Raw genomic sequence first — 10,658 nt, forward strand, 5'->3', positions numbered from 1 at the left:
CGTCCACAAGATTTAGGTAGATATTAAGGGCTTGTGGGAAGTTGATGGAATGGATCACTGAATGAGCAATATAGAGAGCATTGAGATACATGCTGGGCGACCTGACTTTCCCTTCAAAGAGTTGCGTCGCATTGAAGTAAAGTGTGAAGCAACTCATGCATTTATGCCTGCACCAACAATCGAAGAGGCGAATGGCAGATTGCGCGCATTGGCCTCCAAACTCGGCGGCAACGCGGTCATAGAAACCACATATGACACTGGAATCAGCCTAACAAGTTGGAAAAGCCTGAAAGCAAAGGGACTTGCGGTTATTAAGCAAGCAGACGAAAAAGTTTGCTTGGAATGTGCTGAAACTATAAGACGCGCGGCTAAAAAGTGCCGCTATTGCGGAGCCACACAGGAACAGTTGCAGCTTGATGCACCGACTGAGCGTACTTCGGTAAATCTGAACAGCGCCGAGATTTCACCTGACCACTCGGCTATCAATGAAGAGCCACTCCGGGACAATAACAACTCTGCAGTTTGGTGGATCATGGGGGTTGTTGCGTTCATTGGCATCCTTGCCATGTTTGGGATGTGAGTCGTCGTCAAATGCTGTCCCACCCCCTACCTCCAGTCACATCCCCGGCAGCTTGAACCCCGGCGGCAGGCCCATGCCGCCCTGCATTTCCTTCATCTGTTCGTTCGATACCCGGTCCGCCTTGTCGCGGGCGTCGTTGAAGGCGGCGGTGATCAGGTCTTCGAGCATCTGCTTTTCCGTCGGGACCATCAGGCTGTCGTCGATCTGGACGCCGAGCATCCGGCCCTTGGCCGTGCAGCGGACCTTTACCACGCCGCCGCCCGAACTGCCTTCAACCTCGATATTGTCGAGCTTGACCTGCATTTCGTTCATCTGCGTCTGGATCGTTTCGGCGGCCTTTTGCGCCGCCTGGATCATTTCTTCCATCGATTGCATGGGGGGATTCCTTATGCGTTGCGGCTCCACGGAGGGGCCTGTTCATTGACGTTCGGCGCGGGTTCGTCGGAAACGATCTCCGCGCCGGGAAAGGCGGATAATGTCGCGGCGACCAAGGGGTCGTCGAGCACTTTCTGCCGCTCCGCCGCGCGGCCCGCTTCCGCCTGTTCCACCAATGTGGGGGCTGCGTCGCCCTCGGCAAGTTCCACCTCCCACCGTTCACCGTGGAGGGCGGACAGCGCGGCGCGCATGTCCGGCAGCAGATCGTCGGAGAAACCTTCCGCGCGCTGGAACGTCAGCCGCCCCGGTTCGAGCGAGACGACCCGCACCTGCATCTTCATCCGGTTGGCCAGCAGCATGTGCCCGGCGGCGCGCGATCGGGAAACCTGCTCGACCAGCTGCGCCCAATCGAGCTTTGCCGCGGGAGCGTCGGAGGCGCCGTCAGTGCTTGCCGCCTGACCCGAGATACCGCCCTGCCCCAACTGCTCCAGCTTCTTCGCCAGCTTGCCGGGATCGGGCAGATCGGCGGCGTGGAGCACGCGCAGCAGCGCCATTTGCGCGGACACCAGCGGATCGGGCGCGCCGCGGACCTCGTCAAAGCCTTTGAGCAGCAATTGCCACAGCCGGTGCAGCTGGCCGGCGGACAGGCGGCCCGCCCAATCCTGCAGCGCGGCGCGTTCCTCGGCGCTGGGCGCGGCAGGCTCGCCGCCGCTGACCTGCGCCACGGTGATCCGGTGGACCAGATCCATCAGCCCGCGCATCAGCGCCAGCGGTTCAACCCCAAGTGCATATTGATCGCCGATGCCCGCCAGCAGCGCCTTGGCATCGCCGCCGAGGATATCGCCGAGCAGCCGCCGCTGTGCGGTCTTGTCCGCCAGGCCGAGCATATCGCGCACACGTGCCGCGGTTACTTTTCCGCCGTCCTCATGCGCCTTGTCGAGATCGGCGTGGGCAATCGCCTGGTCGAGGATCGACAGCCCGTCGCGCACCGAACCTTCCGCGGCGGCGGCAATCATGTGCAGCGCTTCAGCCTCCGCCTCGACGCCTTCCTTCTCGCAGATCGACCGGAAATGCGCTTCCAATTGCTCGGCATGGATGCGCCGCAGGTCGAACCGCTGGGTCCGGCTGAGCACGGTGACCGGCAATTTTTCGACTTCGGTGGTCGCGAACAGGAACTTCACATGCGCGGGCGGTTCCTCAAGTGTCTTGAGCAAGGCATTGAAAGCGTTGCGCGACAGCATGTGGACTTCGTCGATAATGTAGATCTTGTAGCGTGCGGACACGGCGGAATAGCGCACCGCCTCGATAATCTCGCGCACGTCGTCCACGCCGGTATGGCTCGCCGCGTCCATCTCGATCACGTCCATATGACGGCCCTCGGCTATCGCCACGCAGGGCTCGCATTTGCCGCAGGGATCGATGGTCGGCCCGCCCTGCTCGTCCGGCCCGATGCAGTTCAATGCCTTGGCGATCAACCGCGCGGTGGAGGTCTTACCGACCCCGCGAACGCCAGTCATCAGGAAGGCGTGCGCCAGCCGGTCCCGCGCAATCGCATTGGCCAGCGTGCGGACCATCGGTTCCTGCCCGATCAGCTGCGAAAAGGTCTGCGGTCGGTATTTGCGGGCGAGAACGCGGTAGGGCTGCGCATCGCTTGGTGGCGGGGCAGGCGCGGGGGATGCCGCCGGTTCGAGCGCTTCCCCGAACAGCGCCGATTGCCCCGCCGCCTCGAGCTCTGCAGCGGATACGGCATCTTCGCCCTGTTCAGAGGGCGCGGGTTCGCCTGACATGTCCCCAGAATCGTTCATGCAAGCTGTCTAATGGCTGCAGGCCTGCTTGTCGAAGGTTGCCCGGCAACTTATGCGCGGATGCAGAGAATTTCAGCTGCCCGTGGAGGCCCAATGCACCTGACTACCCGATTCGCCTTGCCGCTGCTTGCGCTGGCGGCCCATTGCCTTCCTGCTCAGGCGCTTGCGGCCCAGGATGGCGGCCCGGTCATCCCCCCTGCAAATGTTCTGGCGGCTATGTGCAAACCGCAAGGGGCGATGCAGTTCGCTTTCGGCCAGACCGGCGTGCCGGGCAGCACCCACGCGGAAGGTATGTTGGGCCGCGGATTTGCCGCAACACCGGCGATGGCACCGTTCCAGAGGGCGAAGCCGCGATCCACTGAATGGTCCGGTCACTTCATGGAAATGGCCTATTCCGTGCCGATCACCGACAAGGACGAAGCGCTGGCGATCATGGACGCAATCGGCGCGGCTCTGGAAGAAGCGGGATGGACAAAGGTCAGTTTTCCGCAAGACGATGCCCCGCTCTATCTCCTCCCCATCTCAGGATATGCTACCTTCGAACGGCCGGTTGAGGCCGAAACCGACCAGACACGTATCCTGATCGGCTTGGATCACCAATTGGGTGAACTGGTTCTCACCTGCGCGCGGGACGATCTGCTGCGCACCCATTTCAGTGAAGCGATGGGCAACCTTCCTCCCGGAACCCCCCGGCCGATGGTGCCTGAAATCGCGTTGCCCCAAGTCAAGGACGCAGCAAGCTGCAGCGACCCAGCCATGCTGGCCCAGATGGAGGAAATGCTTGCCACCAGCGAATTCGGAGATGAATTTCTGTCCACCATGGTCGCGCGCAGCAGCTATCGTGACCGTTTGACCACATGGATGTGGTGGAAGTTGGAAGAATCAGAAAAAATTTCGGTGGAGGACCTTCTCGAAATGATGTGGTCCTCAACCAGTGAAGGCAGTCCCGGTGGAAACCCCCTGGCCGCTCTGGAAATGATATCGGAAATGTTCCCGATCCTCGAGGGCGTTGCCGCAGCGGAAGAGACGCGCGATTCGCAGGCGGTGTGTCTCAGCCTGCTGCCTTTCCACGAATGGATCACGCAGGTCGACACGATTACTTTCAACCAGACCGAGGCGTTCCAGAGCAGGCTGTCGCACGAAGCCGCGCGGCTGGGCGTTTCCCTGGAATGATGGAGAAGGAGCCGGGCGACCCGCCGCAAATCGTTGTGGCTGCTTCCTTCCGGACCTGACCAGGTTGGCGAACGCAAACGTCCACCCGACTCCCGCGCGCCATATGGCGGGGTTGCCGAGAGATTTCAAGGGGCGGTAGCGCACCCCGCTGCAGCTAGGCTCACTTCGTTCACCAAGCTTCGCTGCCCCTCCGGTGCGGGAAGGGTGTGAGAGACATCGAAACCTAGCGGAAATTGTCGGCGTAGGCCTGGATCTTCATGGTCTTGGGCGGCGTGGCATGCACCCGCGCGGCAATGCCGTATTTCTCGGCATAGGCCTTCGCCGCGTCCTTGTCCGGGAAGGTGAGGCGCACCTGCGACTGGGTGTCGGAGCTGCCGGTCCACCCCATCAGCGGATCAGGCCAGCGCGCCTCCGACTGCTCGAATTCGAGCACCCAATTGTCGGTCTGCGCCCGGCCGGATTGCATCGCGTTTTTCGGGACCTGATAAATACGTGCTGCCATTTTCTCCTAGTCCCTCAAACGCCGGGCGCGCGCCATACGGCTCGCTTGGCTTCGGCCTGACCGGCCGGCGCGCAGTCGCGCTTGCGGTCCGATGTTACGGACCGAGCCTTTAAGTCAGCTTTGTTCCCTTGAAAAGGCGTTCCTGGTCTTCAGGCTCGGCTTTTCGGTCCAGGGCTCGTCCGGCCAGCGGTGGCGGGGATAGCGGCCCTTCATGTCCTTCACCACGTCGCGCCAGCTGCCGCGCCAGAAACCCGGCAGGTCCCGCGTCGCCTGAATCGGACGGCCCGCCGGGCTGGTCAGCTTGATCAGCAGCGGCGTAGGGCCTATCATCGGGTGGATATCCAGCCCGAACAGCGCCTGCACCCGCAATTGCACCGAAGGCGCGTCGGCCCCGGCATAATCGATCGGATGATGCGTGCCTGCTGGCGAGGCAAATTCGCGCGGGGCGAGGCGGTCGAGCTTCTGGCGGCTATCCCAATCGAGCAGGTTCAGCAGCGCCTCGGCAATTTTGCCGGGTGCCAGCGCGAGATCACGGCGACCGGCCAGTAGCGGGGCGAGCCACTGATCGGCGCTGTCCTTCAATTGTTCGATCGACAACGCCGCTAATCCGGTATGCCGCGCACGCGCCATCAGGCTTGCGGGCAGCAGCGCGGGCAAATCCTCGAGCGCTTTGGCAAGCAGCATTTCGGCCACCGCATCCCGGTCGGGCGATGGATCGGGGCCAGTCGCCAGCGTGATTGCGCCCAGCCGCCGCTCCAACCGCGCTTCCACCCGGCGCTCGGCGGAATTCCAGTTCAGGACCGAGCGCTTCTCGATGAGTTCGGCGAGGTGTTCCTCCACTTCCTGCGCCGTCAGCGCGGCAGCGGCGGTGATCCGCGCGCCTTTCGCCTGCCCCTGCGCATCGCCGATGACCAGCCACTCGGCACGTGCCAACGAGGACGCCGGATCGAGGAAATAGCCGCGCCCACCCGCGGAAAGCCAGCTTTCGCCCGCGGCATCGCGCCGCCGCGCGATATTGTCCGGCAGGGAATGGGCAAGGAACAGACCGGGGTTGAGGTCGCCGCCACCCTTGCCTCCGACCAATTCCTTTGCGCTCTGCGCCCAGCGGTCCGCCAGCTTGGCCGAAGCAGCCGCGCGGGGCGAGCGATCCGCGCCCCATCCGCCCAGTCGGTGGAGCAAATCCTCACCGCGCCCGCCCAGCCCGCGTTCCTGCAGCAGCAGCGCCAGCCGCGCGGCATCGCGCGCCTGCCCGGCCTTCGCCCCGAACAGCACCATAGCGCCGTGGACCGGGTCCATCGGCAGCGCGGCGACCTGCTTGCCCCATGCGGTAATCCGCCCATCACCGTCGAGCGCACCGAGCTTCGCCAGCCGGTCCCGCGCCGCCGCGACAGATGCAACCGGGGGAGGATCAAGCCATGCCAGCGAGGCAGGGTCGGCGGTGCCCCACCGCGCCAGCGACAGCATCAGCGGAGTCAGATCGGCAGTTTCCACTTCCGGCGGATCGAAAGCGGGGCGGCCCGGATGCGCGGCCTCTTCCCACAGACGGTAGGCTACGCCCGGCCCCAATCGCGCGGCGCGCCCTGCCCTCTGCGCCGCCGCCGCCTGGCTGGACCGGTGCGTCACCAGATGCGTAGTGCCCGCCGCCCTGTCGAATTCGGCGCGGCGGGAGATCCCGCTGTCGACCACCACAGACACGCCGTCGAGCGTCAGGGAGGTTTCGGCAATTGCGGTCGCCAGCACAATCCGGCGGCGGCCCTCGGGATCACGGCGGATCGCGCTGCGTTGGGCGGCTGGTTCGACCTGCCCGTGCAGCGGCAGGATCGGCGTACCGGGCAGCTTGGGTTCGATCCGTTCGCGCACCCGCTCGATTTCGCGGACACCGGGCAGAAAGGCGAGCAGATCACCTGTTTCGCTGCGCCATGCGGTCAGGATCGCGCTTGCTACCGCATCCTCGATCCGCAAATCGGGTTTTGCGCCCGGCCATTCGATCCGCAGCGGCCAGGCCTTGCCCTCGCTTTCGATAACCGGCGCATCATTGCCCAGCAGCCGCGCGAATCGCGCGCCGTCGATGGTCGCGGACATGACGCAGATGCGCAGATCCTCGCGCAGAACGCTGCGCGTTTCCAGCGCCAGCGCGAGTCCGAGATCGCTGTCGAGATGCCGCTCATGCGCTTCGTCGAACAACACCGCGCTGACCCCCGCCAACTCGGGATCATCGACGATCCGGTTCACGAAAATCGCCTCGGTCATCACCAGCACGCGGGTTTTGGCGGATTGCTTCGTGTCGAGCCGGGTGAGGTAGCCAATGGTCTCGCCCGGATTCTCGCCCAGCACTTCCGCCATCCGCTCCGCCGCCGCACGGGCCGCAACCCGGCGCGGGCTGAGCAGGATTATCGTGCCGCTACACCAGGCCTGATCCAGTAATGCTGGGGCAACCGCAGTGGTCTTGCCCGCACCCGGCGGCGCGACCAGCACTGCGGCACCGGGTGCGGCAAGCGCGTCCAGCACATCGGGCAGAACGGCGTGAATCGGGAGCGAATCCATTATCCCACACTTCCCGTCCGGCGTCGAAATCGCGGGCTCAATACCCCCGGGCGACGGCGAATTCTGCCGCTTCCGCCATTGCGGCGCGGGCCTTGCCGTCGGGGAAGATCGACAGCGACCCGATGGCGCGATTGGCGAAATGGCGAGCGCGGTCGCGGGTGGCCTCGACCGCGTCATACTTGCCGATCAGTTCGACTGCCTCGGCGAGATCATCCTTGCCGGTCCGGCGGCCGGATATGGCATCCTTCCAGAACTTGCGCTCGCTTTCGGTGCCGCGGGCATAGGCGAAGATCACCGGCAGCGTCATCTTGCCCTCGCGGAAATCGTCACCACGGTCCTTGCCCATTTCGGCGGCATCGGAATCGTAATCAATCGCATCGTCGACCAGCTGGAACGCGACGCCCAGATTGCGTCCGTAATCGTCGAGCGCCTGTTCCTGCCGCTCGTCGCATTCGGCCACCACCGCGGATATCCGGCTGGCGGCGGCGAACAGCGCGGCGGTCTTCGCGCCGATGATCTTGAGGTAGCGTTCTTCGCTGGTTTCGATCTGGCGCTGGGCGGTAAGCTGGTCGACCTCGCCCTCGGCAATGATCGCGCTGGCGCTGCTGAGGATTTTCAGGACTTTCAGGCTGCCATCCTCGACCATCAGTTCGAACGCGCGGCTGAACAGGAAATCGCCGACCAGCACGGTCGCCGGGTTGCCGAAGATGATGTTCGCCGCCGCCTTGCCGCGCCGCAGGTCCGACCCGTCCACCACATCGTCATGCAGCAGCGTCGCAGTGTGGATGAATTCGACCGAGGCGGCCAGTTTGTAATGCCGGTCACCCTGATAGCCGACCAGATGCGCCCCGGCGAGCGTCAGCATCGGGCGCAGCCTTTTGCCTCCGCCGGAAATCAGATGTCCGGCCAGTGCCGGAATGAGCGGAATTTCGCTCTGCATACGGTCCAGGATCACGGCATTCACCGCGTTCATGCCCGATGCAGTCAGGCCCAGCATCGGATCGAGCGTGGGACTGTCGGACGGTATTTCGCCGGGCTGCTTCCGCGGGAGAGGCACGATCTCTGCCGTCATAATCGTGGTGCAATCATAATGCTGTGCGACATGGGGGCGGCAAACTCGCTTGGCAAGCTTGGATTCCTTCCGGTGAGCGTGATAAGCGGGTGGTGATGACCGACACCGCCCCTTCTCTCGCTGCGAATCCGGCCCCGATTGCCGCGGACCCGCAGCTGGCCGCATTCCGGCGCAGCATCGACAATATCGATGCCGCCCTGATCCATATGCTGGCCGAACGTTTCCGGATCACTCAGGCAGTGGGCGAGTACAAGGCGCAGGCCGATCTTCCCCCATCCGACCCGGGGCGGGAAGAGCGGCAGATCGCTCGCCTGCGGATGAAGGCCGAAGAAGCACAGCTCGATCCCGAATTTTCGGAGAAGTTCCTCCGCTTCATTATCGACGAGGTGATCCGCCACCACCATCAGGCGCGCGGCGACTGAGCATTCGGCCGGGCTGCCATAGGTATTAATACTTGGCCAGAGCAGCATCCAGAATTCACCGAGGTCGGCGATAGTGTCGCCATGTTTTCTTACGCCACCCCAGGGGTCAAAGCAGCCACCGCCTGCAATCCGACCGGTCGCCGCGGTACTGCGCGGCTGCGGGTATCAATTCCGGCACGATTGATCCTGCGGGGCGGCAGCTGCGCCTGCGCGCTGGAAAGCATCTCGCAAACCGGTGCGCGGGTGGTGTGCAAAACGGCCGTCGATATCGGCGCGACAGGGGTTCTCCAATGCATGGAGTTGGACATTTTGTGCAGCGTAGTCCGCGTCGAGGGCGGGTACATCGGCCTGCAATTCGATGAAGACGTCGACGCGCAGGCGCTGCAAAAAATCCGCCAGCAGCATGACATCCTGATCAATACGCGCATTTGCAACAATCGGCTTCATGCCAAGCGGTGGGCCACCGGCGTCGATAGCTAGTCGCCGTTACCCCGCGCGCGGCAGGATCAGCTTGACCAGCAAGCCGCCGAGATCCTCGCTTTCGTCAAGTTCGACCCCGCCCCCGTAGATTTCCGCCACGTCGCGTACAATGGCCAGGCCGAGGCCGGTGCCGGGTTTACCCGTATCGAGCCGCGCACCGCGGTCGAAGATTTCGGCGCGGCTGTCTTCCGGAATACCTGTCCCGTCGTCCTCCACCCAGATGACGCATTGCGCCCGTTCCGGCTCTGCATCGACGGTCACGAACACACTGCCGCCGCCATATTTCGCGGCATTTTCGATCAGATTGCCAAGAATTTCGTCAAGGTCCTGCCGTTCGATCGCCACCCGCGCGCTCCGGTTGCCGTCGAGATCGAAGCGGCAGCCGGGATAGAGCCGCTCCACCGCGCGGCGCACGGCTTCGGCGCTTTCCCACACCTGCGTCTGGGCGTGTCCGACCGCGCGCCGCCCGACCGCGCGAGCCCGCGCCAGATGGTGATCCACATGACGGCGCATGGTGGTCGCTTCACGGATGACGGTATCGGGCAGGTCGGCGGCCTTGGCGGTCGCGGCATTGTTGATCACCGTCAGCGGCGTTTTCAGCGCATGGGCCAGATTGCCGGCATGGGTACGCGCTTCCTCCGCCTGTTTCTGCGAATGGGCCAGCAGCGCGTTCAGTTCTTCCACCAGCGGCTGGACTTCCAGCGGCAGCGGATCGGTGACCCGGTTCGATCCGGTGGTGCGGATGGTCTGGATCGCTTCCTTCACCCGGCGCAGGGGCCGCAGGCCGTAATAGCTCTGCAGCATCGCCATCAGGAACAGGCCCAGGCCCAGAATGGCAAAGCTGTAGACCAGGATCGACCGGACCCGGCTGATCTGGAAATCCAGCTCCTCCCGGGCGGACGCCACCGCAAATGTCCACTTCGTATCGCTATCCGGCAGGATAACCGTGCGCTCGACGATCCGGATCGGCTCGTCGGCGAATTGGAAACTGTCGTAGAAATGCGGATCGTCATCATTATGCGGCGGACCGAGCTGGAGGGTGCGGTCCCACAGCGATTGCGAGGGCTTGGTTTCGAGGGAATAGGACCCGAACCCCTCGCGCCCTTCCGCGCTGATCTGCCAGTAAAGCCCGCTGCCGGGTTCCAGGAAGCGCGGTTCGCCGATCGGCCGGTTGAAGAACACTTCGTCGTCCGGTCCAATTTCGGACACCACGATCATGGTGTTGAGCAGATAGCCCAGTTGCGCGTCGAAATTGTCCTCCACCAGATTGGCCAGCGTCCGGTCGAGCGCCCAGCCCCCGCCAAGCAGCAGCACGCTGATCCAGCCCGCCGCGATCAGCATCATCCGGCGCGACAGGCTGCCGGTGTGCGGCGCGGCTATCGCGGCGTTTTGATCGATCCGCGGCGTATCACGCTGGCTGCCGTCTGCGCCCATCGGCAAACCGGTTTCAGGACGCGCGCGGCTGGTCGGCCGGGTCGTCGAGACTGTAGCCGAGGCCGCGGATGGTGGTGATCACATCGGCCCCAAGTTTTTTCCGGATACGGGTGACGAAGACTTCGATGGTGTTGGAATCGCGGTCGAAATCCTGATCGTATATATGCTCGATCAACTCGGTCCGGCTGACGACCTTGCCCTTGTGATGCATCAGATAGCTGAGCAGCTTGTATTCCTGCGCTGTCAATTTGACCGGCTCCCCGGCCAGCGT

11 protein-coding genes and 1 other RNA gene are annotated in these 10,658 nt (G+C 63.8%); 4 read left to right on the forward strand and 8 right to left on the reverse strand.

The window, feature by feature from the left end:
- The first annotated feature begins 61 nt into the window (after positions 1-61).
- Positions 62-580 (forward strand): hypothetical protein, encoded by a 519-nt coding sequence (locus tag U0988_RS08410; RefSeq protein ID WP_322292175.1) that lies wholly within the window; start codon positions 62-64, stop codon positions 578-580.
- A gap of 36 nt (positions 581-616) precedes the next feature.
- Here the strand turns inward: U0988_RS08410 and U0988_RS08415 are convergent, their stop codons facing one another.
- Together U0988_RS08415 and U0988_RS08420 are read right to left on the reverse strand one after the other, a co-directional pair.
- Complete coding sequence (locus U0988_RS08415; protein ID WP_322292176.1) at positions 617-955, reverse strand: YbaB/EbfC family nucleoid-associated protein; 339 nt, start codon at positions 953-955, stop codon at positions 617-619.
- An 11-nt stretch (positions 956-966) separates the two neighbouring features.
- Positions 967-2,760, reverse strand: a complete 1,794-nt coding sequence (locus tag U0988_RS08420; protein ID WP_322292177.1) for a DNA polymerase III subunit gamma/tau — start codon at positions 2,758-2,760, stop codon at positions 967-969.
- A 93-nt stretch (positions 2,761-2,853) separates the two neighbouring features.
- On the opposite strand from U0988_RS08420, the gene U0988_RS08425 reads away from it, so the two are divergent.
- Positions 2,854-3,933, forward strand: a complete 1,080-nt coding sequence (locus U0988_RS08425; protein WP_322292178.1) for a hypothetical protein — start codon at positions 2,854-2,856, stop codon at positions 3,931-3,933.
- Between the two features lies 1 nt (position 3,934).
- On the opposite strand, the gene ffs is transcribed toward U0988_RS08425, so the two are convergent.
- The 4 genes from ffs to U0988_RS08445 all read right to left on the reverse strand — a co-directional run bounded on the left by ffs (position 3,935) and on the right by U0988_RS08445 (position 8,051).
- An RNA gene (ffs, locus tag U0988_RS08430) (signal recognition particle sRNA small type) lies at positions 3,935-4,029 on the reverse strand.
- A 127-nt stretch (positions 4,030-4,156) separates the two neighbouring features.
- On the reverse strand, positions 4,157-4,435 hold the full coding sequence (locus U0988_RS08435; protein ID WP_322292179.1) for an ETC complex I subunit: 279 nt from the start codon (positions 4,433-4,435) through the stop codon (positions 4,157-4,159).
- A 114-nt stretch (positions 4,436-4,549) separates the two neighbouring features.
- The gene (gene hrpB, locus U0988_RS08440) at positions 4,550-6,979 is read right to left on the reverse strand and encodes an ATP-dependent helicase HrpB (RefSeq protein WP_322292180.1); all 2,430 of its coding nucleotides are present in this window, start codon (positions 6,977-6,979) and stop codon (positions 4,550-4,552) included.
- Positions 6,980-7,016: 37 nt separating this feature from the next.
- On the reverse strand, positions 7,017-8,051 hold the full coding sequence (locus U0988_RS08445) for a polyprenyl synthetase family protein (protein WP_322292181.1): 1,035 nt from the start codon (positions 8,049-8,051) through the stop codon (positions 7,017-7,019).
- A gap of 95 nt (positions 8,052-8,146) precedes the next feature.
- Here U0988_RS08445 and U0988_RS08450 point away from each other — a divergent pair, with 95 nt between their 5' ends.
- Both U0988_RS08450 and U0988_RS13830 read left to right on the forward strand, forming a co-directional pair.
- On the forward strand, positions 8,147-8,473 hold the full coding sequence (locus U0988_RS08450) for a chorismate mutase (protein ID WP_322292182.1): 327 nt from the start codon (positions 8,147-8,149) through the stop codon (positions 8,471-8,473).
- 81 nt (positions 8,474-8,554) lie between these two features.
- Positions 8,555-8,953 carry a PilZ domain-containing protein gene (locus U0988_RS13830; RefSeq protein WP_416172381.1) on the forward strand — a complete coding sequence of 133 codons (399 nt, stop codon included), beginning with the start codon at positions 8,555-8,557 and terminating at the stop codon, positions 8,951-8,953.
- Positions 8,954-8,959: 6 nt separating this feature from the next.
- On the opposite strand, the gene U0988_RS08460 is transcribed toward U0988_RS13830, so the two are convergent.
- Entirely contained in the window at positions 8,960-10,387 is a 1,428-nt protein-coding gene (locus U0988_RS08460) for a HAMP domain-containing sensor histidine kinase (RefSeq protein ID WP_322292184.1), read from the reverse strand.
- A gap of 13 nt (positions 10,388-10,400) precedes the next feature.
- A partial coding sequence (locus U0988_RS08465; protein WP_322292185.1) for a winged helix-turn-helix domain-containing protein occupies positions 10,401-10,658 on the reverse strand: 258 nt, incomplete at its 5' end.

Source organism: Allopontixanthobacter sp. (genome assembly GCF_034376665.1).
Lineage (GTDB): Bacteria > Pseudomonadota > Alphaproteobacteria > Sphingomonadales > Sphingomonadaceae > Allopontixanthobacter.

Excerpts from the sequence above, each read along its gene's own strand:
- U0988_RS08410 (WP_322292175.1), top strand. The coding sequence starts at position 62 with ATGAGCAATATAGAGAGCATTGAGATACATGCTGGGCGACCTGACTTT.
- U0988_RS08415 (WP_322292176.1), bottom strand. The coding sequence starts at position 955 with ATGCAATCGATGGAAGAAATGATCCAGGCGGCGCAAAAGGCCGCCGAA.
- U0988_RS08420 (WP_322292177.1), bottom strand. The coding sequence starts at position 2,760 with ATGAACGATTCTGGGGACATGTCAGGCGAACCCGCGCCCTCTGAACAG.
- U0988_RS08425 (WP_322292178.1), top strand. The coding sequence starts at position 2,854 with ATGCACCTGACTACCCGATTCGCCTTGCCGCTGCTTGCGCTGGCGGCC.
- U0988_RS08435 (WP_322292179.1), bottom strand. The coding sequence starts at position 4,435 with ATGGCAGCACGTATTTATCAGGTCCCGAAAAACGCGATGCAATCCGGC.
- hrpB (WP_322292180.1), bottom strand. The coding sequence starts at position 6,979 with ATGGATTCGCTCCCGATTCACGCCGTTCTGCCCGATGTGCTGGACGCG.
- U0988_RS08445 (WP_322292181.1), bottom strand. The coding sequence starts at position 8,051 with ATGACGGCAGAGATCGTGCCTCTCCCGCGGAAGCAGCCCGGCGAAATA.
- U0988_RS08450 (WP_322292182.1), top strand. The coding sequence starts at position 8,147 with ATGACCGACACCGCCCCTTCTCTCGCTGCGAATCCGGCCCCGATTGCC.
- U0988_RS13830 (WP_416172381.1), top strand. The coding sequence starts at position 8,555 with ATGTTTTCTTACGCCACCCCAGGGGTCAAAGCAGCCACCGCCTGCAAT.
- U0988_RS08460 (WP_322292184.1), bottom strand. The coding sequence starts at position 10,387 with ATGGGCGCAGACGGCAGCCAGCGTGATACGCCGCGGATCGATCAAAAC.